The sequence below is a fragment of the Actinomadura sp. ATCC 39365 genome, from assembly GCF_054392275.1.
The window spans coordinates 8,692,541-8,710,451 of sequence record NZ_CP184335.1; the positions used below are offsets into that span (position 1 = coordinate 8,692,541).

The 17,911-nt window shown below is 72.5% G+C and carries 20 protein-coding genes; 8 read left to right on the plus strand and 12 right to left on the minus strand.

All coding sequences use genetic code 11. From position 1 onward, the window contains the following. Positions 1–9 precede the first annotated feature (9 nt). Entirely contained in the window at positions 10–1,788 is a 1,779-nt protein-coding gene (locus ACNF49_RS41985; RefSeq protein WP_482941240.1) for an ABC transporter ATP-binding protein, read from the minus strand. Further along, positions 1,785–3,587, minus strand: coding sequence for an ABC transporter ATP-binding protein (locus ACNF49_RS41990; RefSeq protein ID WP_482945657.1), 1,803 nt, complete (start codon positions 3,585–3,587; stop codon positions 1,785–1,787). The genes ACNF49_RS41985 and ACNF49_RS41990 overlap by 4 nt, the downstream gene beginning before the upstream one ends. A gap of 117 nt (positions 3,588–3,704) precedes the next feature. Here ACNF49_RS41990 and ACNF49_RS41995 point away from each other — a divergent pair, with 117 nt between their 5' ends. The 3 genes from ACNF49_RS41995 to ACNF49_RS42005 all read left to right on the plus strand — a co-directional run bounded on the left by ACNF49_RS41995 (position 3,705) and on the right by ACNF49_RS42005 (position 6,098). Beyond that, on the plus strand, positions 3,705–4,349 hold the full coding sequence (locus ACNF49_RS41995; RefSeq protein ID WP_357968131.1) for a TIGR03085 family metal-binding protein: 645 nt from the start codon (positions 3,705–3,707) through the stop codon (positions 4,347–4,349). Between the two features lie 163 nt (positions 4,350–4,512). Continuing rightward, on the plus strand, positions 4,513–4,674 hold the full coding sequence (locus ACNF49_RS42000; protein ID WP_185844438.1) for a hypothetical protein: 162 nt from the start codon (positions 4,513–4,515) through the stop codon (positions 4,672–4,674). A 62-nt stretch (positions 4,675–4,736) separates the two neighbouring features. Then, on the plus strand, positions 4,737–6,098 hold the full coding sequence (locus ACNF49_RS42005) for a glutamine synthetase family protein (RefSeq protein WP_357968128.1): 1,362 nt from the start codon (positions 4,737–4,739) through the stop codon (positions 6,096–6,098). Between the two features lie 57 nt (positions 6,099–6,155). Here ACNF49_RS42005 and hisF read toward each other — a convergent pair whose 3' ends face one another. The 9 genes from hisF to hisD are packed head-to-tail and all read right to left on the minus strand — an operon-like array spanning position 6,156 to position 12,172. Beyond that, a complete protein-coding gene (gene hisF / locus ACNF49_RS42010; protein WP_357968125.1) occupies positions 6,156–6,917 on the minus strand; it encodes an imidazole glycerol phosphate synthase subunit HisF in 762 nt (253 codons plus the stop codon). After that, positions 6,914–7,303 (minus strand): Rid family hydrolase, encoded by a 390-nt coding sequence (locus ACNF49_RS42015; protein ID WP_352326354.1) that lies wholly within the window; start codon positions 7,301–7,303, stop codon positions 6,914–6,916. Before ACNF49_RS42015 ends, hisF begins: the two co-directional genes overlap by 4 nt. A 32-nt stretch (positions 7,304–7,335) precedes the next feature. Further along, on the minus strand, positions 7,336–8,058 hold the full coding sequence (gene priA / locus ACNF49_RS42020) for a bifunctional 1-(5-phosphoribosyl)-5-((5-phosphoribosylamino)methylideneamino)imidazole-4-carboxamide isomerase/phosphoribosylanthranilate isomerase PriA (RefSeq protein ID WP_352326353.1): 723 nt from the start codon (positions 8,056–8,058) through the stop codon (positions 7,336–7,338). Continuing rightward, entirely contained in the window at positions 8,059–8,388 is a 330-nt protein-coding gene (locus ACNF49_RS42025; protein ID WP_352358374.1) for a hypothetical protein, read from the minus strand. It lies immediately after the preceding gene. Then, complete coding sequence (gene hisH / locus ACNF49_RS42030) at positions 8,385–9,020, minus strand: imidazole glycerol phosphate synthase subunit HisH (protein WP_357968122.1); 636 nt, start codon at positions 9,018–9,020, stop codon at positions 8,385–8,387. The genes ACNF49_RS42025 and hisH overlap by 4 nt, the downstream gene beginning before the upstream one ends. Continuing rightward, positions 9,017–9,172, minus strand: coding sequence for a CG2302 family histidine operon protein (locus ACNF49_RS42035; protein WP_352326349.1), 156 nt, complete (start codon positions 9,170–9,172; stop codon positions 9,017–9,019). Before ACNF49_RS42035 ends, hisH begins: the two co-directional genes overlap by 4 nt. Continuing rightward, the gene (gene hisB, locus ACNF49_RS42040; protein ID WP_357968121.1) at positions 9,169–9,762 is read right to left on the minus strand and encodes an imidazoleglycerol-phosphate dehydratase HisB; all 594 of its coding nucleotides are present in this window, start codon (positions 9,760–9,762) and stop codon (positions 9,169–9,171) included. The genes ACNF49_RS42035 and hisB overlap by 4 nt, the downstream gene beginning before the upstream one ends. Further along, complete coding sequence (locus tag ACNF49_RS42045) at positions 9,759–10,859, minus strand: histidinol-phosphate transaminase (protein WP_482941241.1); 1,101 nt, start codon at positions 10,857–10,859, stop codon at positions 9,759–9,761. Before ACNF49_RS42045 ends, hisB begins: the two co-directional genes overlap by 4 nt. After that, the gene (hisD, locus tag ACNF49_RS42050; RefSeq protein ID WP_482941242.1) at positions 10,856–12,172 is read right to left on the minus strand and encodes a histidinol dehydrogenase; all 1,317 of its coding nucleotides are present in this window, start codon (positions 12,170–12,172) and stop codon (positions 10,856–10,858) included. The genes ACNF49_RS42045 and hisD overlap by 4 nt, the downstream gene beginning before the upstream one ends. Positions 12,173–12,540: 368 nt before the next feature. On the opposite strand from hisD, the gene ACNF49_RS42055 reads away from it, so the two are divergent. From ACNF49_RS42055 to ACNF49_RS42065, 3 genes are all read left to right on the plus strand, one after another. Beyond that, positions 12,541–12,735: a hypothetical protein gene (locus ACNF49_RS42055; RefSeq protein ID WP_352358385.1), complete on the plus strand. Its 195-nt coding sequence runs from the start codon at positions 12,541–12,543 to the stop codon at positions 12,733–12,735. A 48-nt stretch (positions 12,736–12,783) separates the two neighbouring features. Continuing rightward, positions 12,784–13,785, plus strand: a complete 1,002-nt coding sequence (ligD, locus tag ACNF49_RS42060) for a non-homologous end-joining DNA ligase (RefSeq protein WP_482941243.1) — start codon at positions 12,784–12,786, stop codon at positions 13,783–13,785. 107 nt (positions 13,786–13,892) lie between these two features. Further along, entirely contained in the window at positions 13,893–15,470 is a 1,578-nt protein-coding gene (locus ACNF49_RS42065) for a trypsin-like serine peptidase (protein WP_498703371.1), read from the plus strand. On the opposite strand, the gene ACNF49_RS42070 is transcribed toward ACNF49_RS42065, so the two are convergent. Beyond that, a complete protein-coding gene (locus tag ACNF49_RS42070; RefSeq protein WP_357968108.1) occupies positions 15,467–16,588 on the minus strand; it encodes an MFS transporter in 1,122 nt (373 codons plus the stop codon). The genes ACNF49_RS42065 and ACNF49_RS42070 overlap by 4 nt on opposite strands. 55 nt (positions 16,589–16,643) lie before the next feature. Here ACNF49_RS42070 and ACNF49_RS42075 point away from each other — a divergent pair, with 55 nt between their 5' ends. Both ACNF49_RS42075 and ybaK read left to right on the plus strand, forming a co-directional pair. After that, entirely contained in the window at positions 16,644–17,381 is a 738-nt protein-coding gene (locus ACNF49_RS42075; RefSeq protein ID WP_357968106.1) for a helix-turn-helix domain-containing protein, read from the plus strand. Positions 17,382–17,443: 62 nt separating this feature from the next. Further along, on the plus strand, positions 17,444–17,899 hold the full coding sequence (gene ybaK / locus ACNF49_RS42080; protein WP_357968507.1) for a Cys-tRNA(Pro) deacylase: 456 nt from the start codon (positions 17,444–17,446) through the stop codon (positions 17,897–17,899). Positions 17,900–17,911 lie beyond the last annotated feature (12 nt).

Below are 17,911 nucleotides of genomic sequence, written 5' to 3' on the forward strand. Positions count from 1 at the left end.
AACGCGTGTCTAGGAGTGCGCCGCCGAGATCCAGGAGGCGTGCAGGTCGGCGTAGACGCCCGGCTGGGTGACCAGCTCGGCGTGCGGGCCGCGCTGCACGAGGCGGCCGGCGTCGAACACCAGCACCTCGTCGGCGTTCTCCGCCGTCGAGAGCCGGTGGGCGATCGAGACGGCCGTGCGGCCCCTGGTGACGCCCTCCAGCGCGCGGGCCAGGCGCACCTCGGTGGCCGGGTCGACGGCCGAGGTGGCCTCGTCCAGCAGCAGCAGGTCGGGGTCGGCGAGGTAGGCGCGGGCCAGGGCGACGAGCTGGCGCTCGCCCGCCGACAGCGACTCCCCGCGCTGGCCGACGGGCGTGTCCAGGCCCGCGGGCAGTCCCTCGACCCAGTCGGCCAGGCCCAGCTCGGTCATCGCGAGCTGGATCTCCTCGCGGGTCGCCGGCGGCCTGCCGTACCGGACGTTGTCCTCCAGGGTGCCGTCGAACAGGAAGCCGTCCTGGGGGACCATGACGATGCGTTCGCGCAGGGAGGAGAAGCGCACGTCGCGCAGGTCGTGGCCGTCCACCGTGACGCGGCCGCCGACCGGGTCCATGAGCCGGGTCAGCAGCTTGGCGAACGTGGTCTTGCCCGACCCGGTCTCGCCGACGACGGCGACGCGCGAGCGCGGCGGGATCTCCAGCGAGACCTCGCGCAGCACGGGCGGGCCGCCCGGGTAGGAGAAGTGCACGTTCTCGAAGGCCACCGAGATCGGGCCCCTGGGCAGCTGCACGCCCTTCTCGCCGGGGTCGGCGACGTCCGGCGGGGTGTCCAGGACGCCCAGGATGCGGCGGTACCCGGCCACCGCGTTCTGGGCCTCGTTCAGCACCTCGGTGGCGGTCTGCAGCGGCGAGACGAACAGCGTGACCAGGAAGAGGAAGGCCACCAGCTTGCCCGCGGTGATGTCGCCGGACACGCCGAGCCTGACCCCGAGCAGCACGATCCCGGCGATGGCCAGCGCGGCGACGATCTCGGTCAGCGGGAAGACGAAGCCGACGATGGTCTGCGCCTTGATCTGCGCGGTCCTGTTGGCGTCCACCGCCTTGTCGATGCGGTCCGCGGTACGCCGTTCGGAGGCGTAGGCCCTGATGACGGCGGCGCCGACGACGGACTCGCTGACCGCGGCGAGCATGTCGCCGGTCCGCTCGCGCACGGTCGTGTACGCCCGCGACAACAGCCGCTGGAACCGCGGCAGCGCGATCATCAGCGGCACGAAGCACACCCACACCAGCAGCGTGAGCTGCCACGAGTAGACCAGCATGAGCACGCTGGCCACGAAGAGCTGGCCGAACGCCACGATGATCATCAGCCCGCCCCACTGCATGAACGTGCTGATCTGGTCGATGTCGTTGGTGACCCGCGAGACCAGCGCGCCGCGCCGCTCGCTGTTCTGGGTGAGCACCGACAGGTCGTGCACGTGCCGGAACCCGCGCACGCGCAAGCTGGCCAGCGACGACTCGGTGGCCTTGTACAGGCGCACGTTCATGATGTACCCGGCCAGCGCGGTCAGCAGCACGGCCGCGGCGCACACCAGGACGGTCCGGGTGATGTACGGCAGGTCCGGCGTGCCGCTCTTGATGCCGGTGTCGATCGTCTGCTGCACCGCGATCGGCACGATGATCTTGCCGATGGTCGCCACGACGGCCAGTCCGAGCGTGCCGGCCAGCCCCTTGCGGAACTCGGGTGTGAGCGACAGGCCGTGCCAGATGGTGGCCAGCGCCGACCGCTCGACGTTGCCCTGGAGCGCCTCGCTCATGCGCTGACCTCTTCCTCTTCCTCTTCGGCGTCCTGGGCCAGCGACAGGTCGATGGCGGCCCGTTCGGCCTCCTCGCGCTCGTAGGCGGTCACCAGGTTGCGGTATCCGGGGCAGCGCACGAGCAGTTCCTCGTGGGTCCCGCGGTCCACGACCCGGCCGTGGTCGAGGTAGACCACCTCGTCGGCCAGGGCGATGGTGGCCATCCGGTAGGCGACGACCACGACGGTGGAGGCCTCCGCGCTGTCGCGCAGCCCGTGCAGGATCTTGGCCTCGACCTGGGGGTCCACGCTGGAGGTGGCGTCGTCGAGGATGAGCAGGCGCGGGCGGCGGACCACCGCGCGGGCCAGCGCGACGCGCTGGCGCTGGCCGCCGGACAGCGACGCGCCGCGCTCGCCGACGCGGGTGTCGAGCCCGTCGCCCAGGCGGCCGACGAAGCCGTCGGCCTGGGCCAGGCGCAGCGCCGCCCACACGTCGTCGTCGCCGGTGTCCAGGCCGAGCGCGACGTTGCCGCGTACGGTGTCGTCGAACAGGAACGTCTGCTGCGGCACCAGCGCGGCGGAGCCGGCGATGGCGCCGTAGGGCAGGTCGCGCACGTCGACGCCGTCGAGCAGCACCTGCCCGGAGTCGGGGTCGACGAGCCGGACCAGGAGCTGGACCAGGGTCGACTTGCCCGACCCGGTCGGCCCCACCAGGGCCACGGTACGGCCGGGCGGCACGTCGAAGGTGACGTCGTGCAGCACCTCGGCCTGGCCGTAGGCGTAGGACACGCCGGCGACCTTCAGCTCGGCGGGCCCGGACGAGTCCACGGGCGTGTCGCCGTAGTCCATGGAGCCCTCGGCGTCGAGCACGGCCTGCACCCGCTGCCAGCCGACGACGCTGCGCGGCAGTTCGGCCAGCACCCAGCCCAGCGCCCTGATCGGGAAGGCCAGCAGCGTGAACAGGTAGGCGACCTGCACCAGGTCGCCGGAGTCGATCGAGCCGGTGGACAGGCGCAGCGCGCCGACCGCGAGCACGGCGAGCACGCCGATCGTGGGCAGCGCCTCCAGCATGGGGTCGAACAGCCCGCGCACCCGGCCGACGGCGATGTTGGCGTCGCGCAGCTCGTGGGCGCGGCGGCGGAACCGGTCGGTCTCCAGCTCCTCGCGGCCGAGGGTCTTGATGACCAGCGCGCCGTCGAAGCTCTCGTGCGCGATCTCGCTGACCTCGGCGCGCAGCTGCTGGGCGCGGGTGGCCAGGGGGCTGAGCCGGCGCTGGTAGACCAGGTTCAGCACGGCGATGGCCGGGAAGATCAGGAAGCCCACCAGCGCGAGCACGAGGTCGGTGAACACCATGGCGACGGCCGCGGTGAACAGCATGACCAGCACGCCGACGGCCATCGGCAGCGGCGCGAGCGGCGCCCAGGCGGCCTCGGCGTCGGCGCTGGCGTTGGACAGCAGTTGCCCGGTCGGGTGCCGGTGGTGCCAGGACAGCGGCAACCGCAGGTACTGCTTGGTCACGTCCCTGCGTGACCTGGCCTGCATGCGGTACTGCACGACGCCGGCCAGGATGCGCCGCCCCCCGACGCCGATCGCCTTGAGCAGCGCGGTGCCGATGATCAGCAGCGTGCCGGTCCACAAGGCGCCGGTGGTGGTCCGGCCCTGGTCGAAGGCGGGCAGCACCACGTTCTGCGTCGCCCAGCCCAGTGCCCAGGCCGAGGCGACGGTCATGCCGCCGTAGACCGCGCTGGCCAGCGCGGCCATCGCGAACACGGCTCTCTCCGTGCGAATGGCCACCCCAAGGACACGCAGCCCTTGACGCATGACGGCCGAGGTGACCTTGCTCGCCACTCGGTATTTTTCCCTTCAAACGTCGATATTTCTATCTATGTCCCTATCACGTCCGATCGTCTCCTTATTCCCACAGGTAGGCTTGGCCGGGTGACTCACGCTCGTGGCGAACGCGCCGCGCTCTGCGATCTGTTCGACCGGCTCGGCCCCGACGCGCCCACGTTGTGCGAGGGGTGGACCACCTACGACCTGGCCGCCCACCTCGTTCTGCGCGAGCGCCGGCCGGACGCCATGGGCGGCATCGGGATCAGCGCGCTGGCGGGCTACACCGCCTCGGTGCAGAACGGCCTGAAGGCCAGGCACCCCTACCCCGAGCTGGTCGGCATCGTGCGCCGGCCGGGCGGCGTCTACGGGCTGCTGCCCTTCCTGGACAAGGCGGTCAACACGCTGGAGTTCTACGTCCACCACGAGGACGTGCGCCGCGCCCAGCCCGGATGGGAGCCGCGCGAGCTGCCGGCCGACCTCGACGAGCTCATCTGGAAGCGGGTGTCGGCGGGCGCCCGGCTCATGCTGCGCCGCTCGCCGGTGCGCCTGGTGCTGCGCCGCACCGGCGGCGGGGCGGGACCCGGCGGGGTGGCGCTCGGCGGGGCGCGGGAGGGCGCCAAGGTTCAGGTCACCGGCACGGCCCAGGAGCTGCTGCTGTTCTGCTTCGGCCGGCAGGAGCACGCCCGGGTGGAGCTGACCGGCGACGACGCGGCGGTGAGCCGGGCAACCGAAGCCCGGCTCGGATTCTGACCGAAACCCTCGGCCCAGAAACCCCTCGTCTTAAACCTCCAGCCCGTACGATGGCACAGGAAAGAAGCCCCCCGGTTAGGATCTTGGACATCTTCACAGAAGATGACCGTGATCGCCCAGATCCGGGTATATACGGCTGGGAATGGACTGCAGGAGGCCCCCCATGCAGGTCAAGAAGGTGGCTACGTACGTTCTGGTGGCGTTCGTGGTCTTCTACCTGTTCACCCGGCCGGCCCAGGCGGCGGCCGCGGTCAACGGCGTGTTTGACGGAATTGTCCAAGGAGCCAACCAATTGGCGGTCTTCTTTACGAATGTTCTGACCTGATGTTCGCGTTCTGTCCGCGCTAGGTGCTTCCACGCGCTGACAGATCGTGTTACGCAGGCAGGATGAGAGATCGCCCCAGCGGCACCAAGATCAATCAGCTCGATCCGCAGGCCCGGCGCGTCCTCGAACGAGCAGAGCTTGAGGGCATCGAGCTGATCCGTTTCCTGTACGCCGACCACGGTGGCGTGGTCCGTGGCAAGGCGGCGTCCCGGTCCCGGTTGGCCGAACGGCTCAACTCGGGCATCGGGCACACGGTGGCCATGATGGCGATGAACATGCTCGACCAGCTTCAGGAGGTCGAGCATCTGGGTCCGGTGGGCGAGGTTCGCATTGTCCCCGACCCGGCCACGTTCGTCCCGTTGCCCCATGCACCGGGCGCCGCCGCGATGTTGTCGGACCTGCGCCGGCCCGACGGCTCACCGTGGGAAGCCTGCGCGCGGACGTTCCTCAAGGACGCCGTGGCGGAGCTGGCCGGCGACGGCTACCGGATCGAGGCGGCCTTCGAGCCCGAGTTCACGCTCGGCCGCCGCCTGCCCGACCCCACCGGCGGCCCCGACCGGCTGGTGCCGCTCGACGACTCTCTCTGCTATGCCGGCACGGGCTTCGACACCGCGCACGACTACACGATCAAGCTCGTGCGCGCGCTGGAGACCCAGGGCCTGCGCGTCGAGCACTACCATCCCGAGCTCGGCCCCGGCCAGCAGGAGCTGTCGGTGCACCACGCGCCCCCGCTGCGCGCCGCCGACAACCACGTGCTCTACCGGGAGACCGTGCGCGGCGTGGCGATGCGCATGTCCATGTGGGCCTCGCTGGCCCCCAAACCCCTGGCCGACCAGGCCGGCAACGGCGCCCACCTGCACCTGTCGCTGTGGCGCGACACCCAGAACCTGTTCGCCGAGGACGGCGAGGACCGCGCGCACTTCATCGGCGGCCTGATCGCCCACCTGCCCGGCCTGACCGCCCTGACCTGCGGCAGCGTCAACAGCTTCCGCCGGCTCTCACCCCGCATGTGGTCCAGCGCCTACGCGGTCTACGGCCCCGACAACCGGGAGGCGGCCGTCCGCGTGTGCTCGCCGCTGGGCGAGAGCGGCGAGCCGAACCTGGAGCTGAAGCCGTCGGACTCCTCGGCCAACCCGTACCTGTCGCTCGGCGCGGTCATCCACGCCGGGCTCGACGGCATCCGCCGCAAGCTCGACCCGGGCGAGGCCGTGGACGTCGATCCCGACACCGTGCCGGACCGCTATCCCCGCCTGCCCGGATCCCTGGCGGAGGCGCTCGACGCGCTGGAGGCCGACGAGGTGCTCATGGAGGCGCTCGGGCCGTTGCGGCGCAGCGCGTACCTGGCGGTCAAACGTTCCGAGGCGGCCGCGTTCGCCGCCAAAGACGCCTCCTACGAGCTCTTCCACCACATGCGGGTGTTCTGACCGGCCGCCGGCCCCGCGCGGGCGGGGCCGGCGGGCGGCCTCAACGGACGGGCGGCCTCAGCGGACCGGGTGGCCCGCCATCCGCAGCGTCTCCTTGACGTCGCCGATCTTCAGCGTGCCGAAGTGGAACACGCTGGCGGCCAGCACGGCGTCGGCCCCGGCCTCGATCGCCGGCGGGAAGTCCTCCAGCCGGCCGGCCCCGCCGCTGGCGATCACCGGCACCCGCACCGCCGCGCGCACCGCGTGCAGCAGCTCCAGGTCGTAGCCGTCGAGGGTGCCGTCGCCGTCCATGGAGTTGAGCAGGATCTCGCCGACGCCCAGCTCCTCGCCGCGCGCCGACCACTCCACCGCGTCGATGCCGGTGCCGCGCCGGCCGCCGTGGGTGGTCACCTCGAACCCGCTGGGCATGCCCGGCGCCCGGCGGGCGTCGACCGACAGCACCACGCACTGCGCGCCGAACCGCCGCGACGCCTCGGTCAGCAGCTCGGGCCTGGCGATGGCCGCGGTGTTCAGGGACACCTTGTCGGCCCCGGCCCGCAGCAGCCGGTTGATGTCGTCGACCACGCGCACGCCGCCGCCCACGGTGAGCGGGATGAACACCTGCTCGGCGGTCCTGCGCACCACGTCGAGCATGGTCTCCCGCTCGCCCGACGAGGCGGTGATGTCGAGGAAGGTCAGCTCGTCGGCGCCCTCCTCGTCGTAGCGCCTGGCCAGCTCGACCGGATCTCCCGCGTCGCGCATGTTCTCGAAGTTGACGCCCTTGACCACACGCCCGGCGTCGACGTCGAGACAGGGGATCACTCTTACCGCTACGGTCATGCTCGCAGTGCCTCGATTTCGATCTCGACCAGCATTCGAGGGTCGACCAGCCCGGCGACCCTCACTCCTGTGCAGGCGGGCCGCACGTGCCCGAAGACTTCGTAGATGGCCCGGCCGACGAGGTCGAAGTGGCGCTGCTCCACCACGTAGTAGCGGACCATGACGACGTCCTCGCGGGTCAGGCCGCCGACCTCGACGGCGTCGAGCGCGATGTCGATGGCCGTCAGGCTCTGCCGGTAGGCGTCGCCGACGTGGCGTACCTCGCCGTCGATCGTGGCCGTGCACCCGGAGACGATCACGCGCTCTCCCACGACCACGGCGCGGGCGTAGCCGTACTTCTCCTCCCAGATGCCGCCCGAGAACACCCTCGGACCGGTGCTTTCCATGCTGACGCTCATTCCGCCCCCTCCCGGCGAAGCTAAACGCGTACCGCGGCCAGCGCGTCCTCCAGAGTGAACGCGTGAGCGTACAGGGCCCTGCCCACGATGGCTCCCTCCACTCCGTCCGGGACGAGAGAAGCCAGTGCCACCAGGTCGTCAAGACTGGACACTCCGCCACTGGCGATCACGGGCTTGTCGGTGTGTGCGCAGATCCGCCGGTAGAGGTCGAGATTGGGCCCCTGGAGCATGCCGTCCTTGGTCACGTCGGTGACGACGTAACGGGGGCAGCCGTCGGCCTCCAGGCGGTCGAGCACCTCCCACAGGTCGCCGCCCTCCTTCGTCCAGCCGCGGGCGGCCAGCGTGGTGCCGCGCACGTCGAGGCCCACCGCGATCCGGTCGCCGTGCTCGGCGATGATCTTCCGGCACCAGTCGGGGTTCTCCAGGGCGGCGGTGCCGATGTTGACCCGGCGGCAGCCGGTGGCCAGGGCGGCGGCCAGCGACTCGTCGTCGCGGATGCCGCCGGACAGCTCCACCTTGACGTCGAGCTTGCCGATCACCTCGCTGATCAGCTCCTTGTTGGAGCCCCTGCCGAACGCGGCGTCGAGGTCGACCAGATGGATCCACTCGGCGCCCGCCTCCTGCCAGGCCAGCGCCGCGGCGAGCGGCTCGCCGAAGCCGGTCTCGGTCCCGGCCTCACCCTGGACGAGGCGTACGGCCTGGCCATCGGCCACGTCCACGGCGGGAAGCAATACGAGCGACATTCAGGTCCTCCGGTCGAAAGCGAGGGTCACGACAACAGGTGCGAGCAGCAGGGAGAAGACGAACACGGCGAGGCTCACCGCCGGTGAGCCCCAGACCAGCCACACGATCGCCTGCACGATCAGGAAGCCGAGCGCCACCGCGACGTTCTGGGCGCGATGGCGGCGGGCGATCAGGCCGCCCTGCCGGGCGAACCTGACCGGGCGCGGGATCAGGCGGGCGGTCAGGGCGCGGCGCCGGGCGCGGCGCGCCTGCCGCTCCTCGTTGCGCCGGATCGCGCGCGCCCGCTCGGCCTCCCGCTCGGCCCGCCGGCGCGCCCGCTCCTTGCTCATACCGTCTCTAGCCAGTTCCTCAGCAGGGCGGCTCCGGCGTCGCCGGACTTCTCCGGGTGGAACTGGGTGGCCATGAGCGGGCCGTTCTCGGCGGCGGCCACGAACGGCACGCCGTGCTCGGCCCAGGTCACCACGGGCGCGGCGAAACCGGGGTCGGCAGGATGCAGCTCCCACTCGCGCACGCCGTAGGAGTGCACGAAGTAGAAACGGGTGGCGGCGTCGAGCCCGGCGAACAGCACGCTGTCAGCGGGCGCCTTGACCGTGTTCCAGCCCATGTGCGGCAGCACGGGCGCCTCCAGCCGCTCGACCGTGCCCGGCCACTCGCCGCAGCCCTCGGTCTCGACGCCGTGCTCGACGCCCCGGGCGAACAGGATCTGCATGCCGACGCAGATGCCCAGCACCGGACGACCGCCGGCCAGGCGGCGGCCGATGACCCGGTCGCCGTGGACGCCCTTGAGCCCGGCCATGCAGGCCGCGAACGCGCCGACGCCCGGCACGACCAGCCCGTCGGCGTTGAGCGCCGTGTCGAAGTCGGCGGTCACGGTGACGTCCGCGCCCACCCTGGCCAGGGCCCGCTCGGCCGAGCGCAGGTTGCCCGAGCCGTAGTCGAGCACCACGATGTTCTTGCTCACCACCACAACACCCCCGCCGTGATCGCCATCGCCGCGCCGAGCGCGCAGCACGCCGCGCCCACCTTGAGACCCTGCTTGGCCAGCGAGAAGACGCCTCCGGCGAGGAACAGCCCGAGGAACACCATCACGCCCGCGATGAGGTTGTCGGTCACAGCACGCCCTTGGTGCTCGGCACGCCCGAGGCGCGCGGGTCGAGCTCGGACGCCTCGCGCATCGCCCTGGCCAGCGCCTTGAACTGGGCCTCGACGATGTGATGGGCGTTGCGCCCGTACGGCACGTGCACGTGCAGGCAGATGGCCGCCTGGGCCACCAGCGACTCCAGGATGTGCCGGGTCATCGTCGTGTCGTAGTCGGGGCCGATCATCGGGGCCATGCCCTCGGGCTCGGTGTGCACGAGGTACGGCCGCCCGGACAGGTCGACCGTGACCTGGGCCAGCGACTCGTCCAGCGGGCACGACGCGCTGCCGAACCGCCGGATGCCGGACTTGTCGCCCAGCGCCTGGCGGAAGGCCGCGCCCAGCGCCAGCGCGGTGTCCTCGATCGTGTGGTGGGCGTCGATGTGCAGGTCACCCTCGGTCTTGACGGTCAGGTCGAACAGACCGTGCTTGCCGAGCTGGGCCAGCATGTGGTCGAAGAAGCCCACCCCGGTCGAGACGTCGACCAGGCCGGTGCCGTCGAGGCCCACCTCGACCAGGACCGAGGTCTCCTTCGTTGCCCGCTCCACGCGCCCTACGCGACTCACAGAACCTCCTCCATCGCGGCGCGGAAGGCCGCCATCTCCTCGCCGGTGCCGATCGACACACGCAGCCATTCTGGCGGGCCCACCTCGCGGATGAGCACGCCGCGTGCCAACAGCCCCTCCCACACCTTGCGCCGGTCGGGGAACCGCCCGAACAGCACGAAGTTGGCGTCGGAGTCGGCCACCGACAGCCCCTTGCCGCGCAGCCACGTGACCGTGGCGTCGCGCTCGGCGCGCAGCGCGTCGACCGTGCCGAGCAGCTCGGCGCGGTGGCGCAGCGCGACCCGCGCGGCCGTCTGGGTGAGCGTGGACAGGTGGTACGGCAGCCGCACCAGCAGCAGCGCCTGCACCACGGCCGGGTGCGCGGCCAGGTAGCCGAGGCGGGTGCCGGCCATGGCGAACGCCTTGGACATCGTGCGGGTGACGATCAGCCTCGGGTGGCGCGGCAGCAGCGTGAGCGCCGACGGAGTGCCCTGGCGGGCGAACTCGGCGTAGGCCTCGTCGATCACCACCACGCCCGGCGCGGCGGCCAGCACGGCCTCGATCGTCGACAGCGGCTGCGCGGTGCCGGTCGGGTTGTTGGGCGAGGCCAGGAAGACGATGTCGGGCCGGTGCTCCTCGATCGCCGCGACGGCCTTGCCGGGGTCGAGCGAGAAGTCGTCCTCGCGGACGGCGCTGATCCACTCGGTGCTGGTGCCGGTGGTGAGGATCGGGTGCATCGAGTACGACGGCTCGAACCCGATGGCGGTGCGGCCGTGGCCGCCGAAGGCCTGCAGGATCTGCTGGAGCACCTCGTTGGAGCCGTTGGCCGCCCACACCTGCTCGGGACTCAGCCCGTGGCCCAGGTAGGCGGCCAGGTCGGCACGCAGCTCGGTGGCGTCGCGGTCGGGGTAGCGGTTGAGCTCGCCGGCGTTCGCGGCGACGGCCTCGGCCAGGTCGGCGACCAGCGCGGGCGAGGGCGGATAGGGGTTCTCGTTGGTGTTGAGCCGGACCGGCACGTCGATCTGCGGCGCACCGTAGGGCGAGCGGCCCTTCAGGTCGTCGCGGATCGGCAGGTCGTCGAGCGTCACGTCGGCGGGCGTCACGTCGGTGGGGTTCACTCTGACTCCGTCGGGACTCGCCAGTCGAAGCGGGCGCGGATCGCGGCGCCGTGCGCCGGCAGGTCTTCGGCGTCGGCCAGCACCGACACGTGGGCCGCCGCGCGGGCCAGCGCGTCGCGGGTGTAGTCGACGACGTGGATGCCGCGCAGGAACGACTGCACCGAAAGGCCGCTGGAGTGGCAGGCGCAGCCGCCCGTGGGCAGCACGTGGTTGGACCCGGCGAGGTAGTCGCCGAGCGAGACCGGCGCGTAGGGGCCGACGAAGATCGCCCCGGCGTTGCGGACGCGGGCCGCGACCTCGGCCGCGTCGGCGGTGTGGATCTCCAGGTGCTCGGCCGCGTACGCGTCGACGACCTTGATGCCGTCGTCGATCGAGGAGACCAGCACGATGCCCGACTGGCGGCCGCCCAGCGCCTCGGTGATGCGCTCGGAGTGGCGGGTGGCCGAGACCTGGCCCGGCAGCTCCTTCTCGACCGCCTCGGCCAGCTCGGGGCTGGTGGTGACCAGGACGGCGGCGGCGATCGTGTCGTGCTCGGCCTGGCTGATCAGGTCGGCGGCGACGTGCACCGGGTCGGCGGTCTCGTCGGCCAGGATGGCGATCTCGGTGGGGCCGGCCTCGGAGTCGATGCCGATGCGGCCCTTGAGCAGGCGCTTGGCGGCGGCGACCCAGATGTTGCCGGGGCCGGTCACCATGGTCGCGGGCGGGCACTCCTCGGTACCGTAGGCGAACATGGCCACGGCCTGCGCCCCGCCCACGGAGTAGACCTCGTCGACGCCGAGCAGCGCGCACGCGGCCAGGATGGCGGGGTGGGGCAGCCCGCCGAACTCCTTCTGGGCCGGGCTGGTGACGGCCAGCGAGGCGACGCCCGCCTCCTGGGCCGGGACGACGTTCATGACCACGCTGGAGGGATAGACGGCACGGCCGCCGGGCACGTAGAGGCCCACGCGGTCGACCGGCACCCAGCGCTCGGTCACCGTGCCGCCGGGCACGACCTGCGTGGTGACGTCGGAGCGGCGCTGGGCGCGGTGGACCAGCCGGGCCCGCCTGATCGACTCCTCCAGTGCGACCCTGACCCGCGGGTCGAGCTCGTCGAGCGCCCGCCGGACGACATCGACGGGGACGCGGGTGGAGGCGATCTCGACACCGTCGAACCTGGCGGTCAGCTCCCGTACGGCTGCCGCCCCGCGATGGCGCACGTCGTCGCAGATGGGCCGCACCTTCTCCAGGGCGGCCTCGACGTCGAGCTCGGCGCGTGGCAGCACGTCGCGCAGGTCCGCAGGAAGGGAACCGCGCATGTCAATACGGGAAATCACCCTGACAGTCTACGGAGTCCGGGCCCCGGATCCGCTTCTGTCCAGAATGCGGGACGCAGGTTGGGACAGGTTACGGGGGCCGCGAGCGCGGCGTTCGCCGACACCGCGCTCGCGGCCACCAGAGCCCCGGACCGGGCCAAGCCGGGGCCGAGAGGCCGTGGCCGCCACGGGGGCGCGGTCACGGCCGGGGGAATGGCCTGGCCCCCTTCTGCCCGGCCCGCCAGGCGTCTAACACCCTGCGGCAAAGAAAACTCTGGGTGAGTTAAAAATAACCTTGCGGCCGTTTGCCCCGCTCGGCGCGGCGTAGGCGGTTCGTCATGCCTTTCGCATTACATGTCCATTATGTCCGCTCGCCTACCCTGGGCGGCATGGGACAGTGGCGAGCCCCCGGCGGCATCCTGGTGGAGGCGATCATCCTCGATGATCGTCCACTGCTGCGCGTCTCCCACCGCGTCAACGGCCGGACGTACCTGCGCGGCTACTGCAAGACCGTCTCCGAACTGGACGAACACGGCGTAGACCTCGGCGAGCTGGTGGAAGACACCCCGCTTGACCATTTGTAGACCCCGGCCCGCCACTGTCGATCAACCCCCCGGGGTACGGCATGATCCATGGTGGGGCTGCCGGCCTACGCGCCGATGATGGCCCAGCTGGGCACCCTGACCTCCGTCCAGGGCGAGGGCTGGGCCGTGGAGATGAAATGGGACGGCGTACGCGCCCTCGCCTACGTCGAAGGCGGCTCGGTCCGCCTGATGTCCCGTAACAACAAGGACATCACCCCCGCCTACCCCGAGCTGCAGCTCATGGCCGGCTCCACCGGCCGGCACGCGGCCGTGATCGACGGCGAGATCGTCGCCTTCGACGAGACCGGACGCCCCAGCTTCGCCGCCCTCCAGCCCCGCATGCACCAGCGCAACCCCGCCACCGTCGCCGAGCTCACCCGGGCGGTCCCGGTGACGTTCATGGCCTTCGACATCCTGCACCTCGACGACGACAGCGTGATCGGCCGCCCCTACCGCGAGCGCCGCGAGCTGCTGGAGGACACCCTGCGGCCCGGCTTCCGCTGGGAGGTGCCGGTGTGGTTCGCCGACCACGCCGACCGCGCCTTCGACTCCTCCCGCCAGCTCGGGCTCGAAGGGATCGTCTGCAAGCGGCTCGGCTCCCCCTACCGGCCCGGCCGGCGCAGCGGCGAATGGACCAAGGTCAAGAACGTCAGCGCCGCCGAGGTCGTCATCGGCGGCTGGCACCCCGGCGGCGGACGGCGGTCCGGCATGATCGGCTCGCTGCTGCTCGGCGCGTACGACCCGCGCGGCCGCCTGCTCTACGTCGGGCACGTCGGCACCGGCTTCACCCAGCAGATGCTGCGCGACCTCCAGGACCTCCTCGCGCCCCTGGAGCGCCCCGGCCCGCCCTTCGACGAGCCCGTCCCGCGCGAGCACGCCCGCCACGCCCGCTGGGTCGAACCCCGCGTCGTCGGCGAGGTCCAGTACGCCGAGGTCACCGGCGACGGCCGCCTGCGCCACCCCTCCTGGCGCGGCCTGCGCCCCGACCGCGAACCTGGCGACGCCAGCACCGCCGAGTTCCTCGCCCAGGGGGACGCCGCGGCGGGCTGACACCGCACGCAGAGGACATGGCGCGACACGTCCTGCTTGGCCACGGTAAGCGATGAAGTCATGACTTATAGTGATCGAAATCGCTTCGGACCGCTCAAGGGGACATCGTGTCGAAGACCCTGGTCACCACGCTGGCCGCGCTCGCCGGCATCTCGCTCGCCACCGCGCTCACCACCGCGCCCGCCACCGCCGAGCCGCCGCCGCTCAAGGCCCCCGCGCAGAGCCCCGCCCAGAGCCCCGCCCAACGCCCTGCGCAGAGCCTTGCCCAGAGCCCTGCCAAGGCCCGGAGCCGGGACCGTAGTCCGGGCGCCGCGTCGTCGCCGCTCATGCGCCCCGGACGCGCCGCCCGGTACTGGACGCCCGGCAAACAGGCCAAGGCCAAGGCCGTCGCCCTCCCCCTCAGCACGACCGGCCACGACACGGCCGGCCCCAGCGCGGCCGACCACAGCGGGGCCGACCACAGCGCGGCCGAGCGGCGCAGCGTGCCGGGCGCCAAACGGCTCACCCCCGGCGGCGACACCAACGGCTACGCCCCCGTGAACCGGCCGTACACCGCCGACGGCAACAGCCGCGTCACCGGCCGCCTGTTCTTCGTCAACGCCACCGGCCGCGACGACTCCTGCAGCGCCTCCGTCGTCCGCTCGGCCAGCAGGCTGCTGGTCATCACCGCCGCCCACTGCGTCTACAGCAGCCCCGACGGCTCCGCGTCCGGCACCTGGCACACCAACTTTGCCTTCGTCCCCGCCTACGACGGCCGCGCCGCCACCGCCGCGCAGCGCGAGCCGTACGGCAGATGGGGCGGACGGCGCGCCTGGAAGCCCGACGCCTACACCGGACGCACCGGCGGCGACTGGAACTCCGTCTACGACGTCGCGCTCGTCGAGGTCGGCGGCAGGAACCGCACCCTGCAGGACACCGTCGGCGCCCTCACCCCCCTGCGCAACGAGGGCGGCCGCTTCACCATCGCCACCTCCGGCTACCCCGGCGTGCTCGGCCGCCGCCCCTACGACGGCCGCGACCAGCTCTGGTGCCTCGGCCGCACCCAGCAGGCCCGCGGCGAGAACACCACCGGCGACATGCTCGCCGCCCGGCTGGCCGGCACCGGCGACCCGGCCGGACGGATGGAGACCTACAACTGCCACCTGGCCAAGGGCCACAGCGGCGGGCCGTGGGTCGTCCGCGGCAGCGACGACCTGGTCGGCGTGCTGTCGGCCGGCAAGGAGGACGGCGAGCCCGACGGCAACTCCGTCGCCAACGCGCTCAACCAGGAGAGCTACGGCGCGATCGTCCGCCAGGCCGACCCCCAGGGCGTCTACGACTCCCTCTCCCTCAACGCCGCCGGCCCCTCCTCGCCCGTCCGCCGCGGCGGCACCGCCACCGTCACCGCGACCGTCACCATGCGCGGGCTCATGGCCGCCGCCCAGGTGCCCGTCACCCTCACCCTCCCGCCCGGCGCCACCCTGACCTCCGTCAACGGCGCCACCTGCCGCCACGGCGACCACCGGGCCGAATGCGTGATCGACGTCATCCACCCCGGCCGGCCGGTGCGCATCTCCGCCAAGGTCGCCGTCGGCCGCGACGCGGACGCCACCCTGCCGGTCACCATGCACGTCACCTCCACCCGCCTCGACCCCGCCCAGCGCGACAACTCCGCCGTCCTGCGCCTGCGCACCGCCACCGGCTAGGACGCGGCCGGCGCCGGCTCCCGCAGCGTCCGCGCCAGCAGCCAGGCCAGCACCGGGAAGGCGATCAGGCAGGCCAGCGCCGTCCTGAGCGAGGCGGCCTCGGCGAGCGCGCCCACCAGCGGGCTGGTCAGGCCGCCCACGCTCACCGCCAGCCCCAGCGTGACGCCGCTCGCCGTGCCCACCCGGTTCGGCAGGAAATCCTGGCCCAGGGTCACGTGCAGGGAGAACGGGACGTACAGGGCGACCGACGACGCGGCGACGAAGACGTAGACCAGCGGACCCGGCGCCAGCACCACCCCGGCCACCGCCGGCACCGCCGCCGCGTACGCCACCCGCATCGCCGGCACCCTCCCCCACCGGGCCGCCAGCCGGCCGCCCAGCACCGTGCCCGCCGCCCCGCCCGCGAACAGCACGAACAACGCCACCGCGCCCGCCGCGCCGCCGCCCACGTACAGGGCCACGAACGCGCTCAGACCGACGTACACCACCGACCGGAAGACGATCACCGACGTCAGCCGGGCGAACCCCGGCCAGTCGTCACGGCCCGCCGCCCGCACCGCCGGACGCGCCCCGCCCCGGCCGCCCGCCAGGGCCCGCACCGCCGGGAGCGTCAGCGCCGCCCCCAGCACCGCCGGCGCCGCCAGCAGCGGCGAGGCCCCCAGCCCCCACGCCGACAACAGCGGCGTCACCAGCACCGGCGCCGAGGCGAACCCCAGCGTCCCGCCCAACGAGAACCAGCTCATCGGCACATGGCCGCCCTCACTGGCGATCCTGGCCAGCCGCGCCGACTCCGGATGGTAGGCGGCCACCCCCAGCCCCGACACCGCCGCCGCCAGCCACGTCACCGCGTACGACCCCGTCACCCCCGCGCACGCCACCCCCGCCCCGGCCACCACCGTGGCCGACGGGATCAGCCACGGCATCCGCCACCGGTCCGTCAGCAGCCCGAAGACCGGCTGCACGACCGACGACGACAACGTGGCCGCCAGCACGATCCCCGACACCGCCACATAGCCGTACCCCCGCCCGGACACCAGGAACGGCACCAACGCGGGCACCGCGCCCTGGTAGAAGTCCACGCACGCATGCCCCGCCGCCAGCGACCGGATCCTGTTCACGCCACCGATGATGTCCCTGGCCCGGCTTGGCCTGCTTCCGATAAAATGCCAATCTATGCCGAATATCCGCCACACCCCCGTGGCACCCACCGGCCGCCGCCCCCTGGCGCCCGGCACGGGCATCGACGCCCACCGGCACGACACCCACCAGATCGCCTACGCCTGCGCCGGAATGCTCTCCGTCACCACCGACGCCGGCACCTGGGTCGCCCCCGCCAACCGCGCGATCTGGGTGCCCGCCGGCACCGTGCACGAACACCGCGCCCACGGCAGCACCGACCTGCGCCTGGTCGGGCTCACCGGCAACCCGCTCGGGCTCGACCGGCCCGCCGTGCTCGCCGTCGGGCCGCTGCTGCGCGAGCTCGTCATGGCCTACACCGACGACGACGCCCCCGTGGGCGAGGAGCGCGAACGGCTGCTCGCCGTCCTGCTCGACCGGCTCAGACGCGCCCCCGAGCAGCCCTTCCACGTGCCCGCCGCCCGCGACCCGCGCCTGGCCGCCGTCTGCGCCGCGCTGCACGACGACCCCGCCGACGGGCGTACCCTCGCCACCCTCGCCGCCCTGGCGGGCACCAGCGAGCGCACGCTCGCCCGGCTGTGCCGCCGCGAGCTCGGCATGAGCTTCCCCCAGTGGCGCACCCAGCTCCGCCTGCACCAGGCGTTGCTGCTGCTGGCCGACGGCCTGCCGGTGACGGTGGTCGCCCATCGCTGCGGCTGGGCCTCGGCCAGCGCGTTCATCGACGTCTTCCGGCGGGCGCTCGGGTACACGCCGGGCCGCGCCTTTACAATGTAGATTCGCTACACTTGTCAGACGTGAGCAAAACGAAAGGCAAGGGCGGCGGCACCCCGGCCACCATGGCGCTGACCAAGGCCAAGGCCGACTTCACGCTCCACCCCTACGACCACGACCCGGGCGCCCAGGCCTACGGCGAGGAGGCGGCCGACGCGCTCGGCGTGCCCTACGACCGCATCTTCAAGACGCTGGTCGCCGAGACCGAGAGCGGCCTCGCGGTGGCGGTCGTGCCGGTGTCGGGCAAGCTCGACCTCAAGGCCCTGGCCGCGGCGCTGGGCGGCAAGCGGGCCGCCATGGCCGACGCGGCCAAGGTCGAGCGGGTGACCGGCTACGTGGTGGGCGGCATCAGCCCGCTCGGCCAGCGCAAGCAGCTTCCCACCGTGGTCGACTCCTCGGCGCTCGACCACGAGACGATCTACTTCTCGGCCGGCCGGCGCGGGCTCCAGATCGAGACCGCCCCCGACAACCTGATCACCCTCACCCGCGCGGCCACCGCCCCCATCGGCAAGGCCGGCTGAGCGTCCCGCCCG

Excerpts from the sequence above, each read along its gene's own strand:
- ACNF49_RS41985 (WP_482941240.1), bottom strand. The coding sequence starts at position 1,788 with ATGAGCGAGGCGCTCCAGGGCAACGTCGAGCGGTCGGCGCTGGCCACC.
- ACNF49_RS41990 (WP_482945657.1), bottom strand. The coding sequence starts at position 3,587 with ATGCGTCAAGGGCTGCGTGTCCTTGGGGTGGCCATTCGCACGGAGAGA.
- ACNF49_RS42000 (WP_185844438.1), top strand. The coding sequence starts at position 4,513 with ATGCAGGTCAAGAAGGTGGCTACGTACGTTCTGGTGGCGTTCGTGGTC.
- ACNF49_RS42005 (WP_357968128.1), top strand. The coding sequence starts at position 4,737 with ATGAGAGATCGCCCCAGCGGCACCAAGATCAATCAGCTCGATCCGCAG.
- hisF (WP_357968125.1), bottom strand. The coding sequence starts at position 6,917 with ATGACCGTAGCGGTAAGAGTGATCCCCTGTCTCGACGTCGACGCCGGG.
- ACNF49_RS42015 (WP_352326354.1), bottom strand. The coding sequence starts at position 7,303 with ATGGAAAGCACCGGTCCGAGGGTGTTCTCGGGCGGCATCTGGGAGGAG.
- priA (WP_352326353.1), bottom strand. The coding sequence starts at position 8,058 with ATGTCGCTCGTATTGCTTCCCGCCGTGGACGTGGCCGATGGCCAGGCC.
- ACNF49_RS42025 (WP_352358374.1), bottom strand. The coding sequence starts at position 8,388 with ATGAGCAAGGAGCGGGCGCGCCGGCGGGCCGAGCGGGAGGCCGAGCGG.
- ACNF49_RS42055 (WP_352358385.1), top strand. The coding sequence starts at position 12,541 with ATGGGACAGTGGCGAGCCCCCGGCGGCATCCTGGTGGAGGCGATCATC.
- ligD (WP_482941243.1), top strand. The coding sequence starts at position 12,784 with ATGGTGGGGCTGCCGGCCTACGCGCCGATGATGGCCCAGCTGGGCACC.
- ACNF49_RS42075 (WP_357968106.1), top strand. The coding sequence starts at position 16,644 with ATGCCGAATATCCGCCACACCCCCGTGGCACCCACCGGCCGCCGCCCC.
- ybaK (WP_357968507.1), top strand. The coding sequence starts at position 17,444 with ATGGCGCTGACCAAGGCCAAGGCCGACTTCACGCTCCACCCCTACGAC.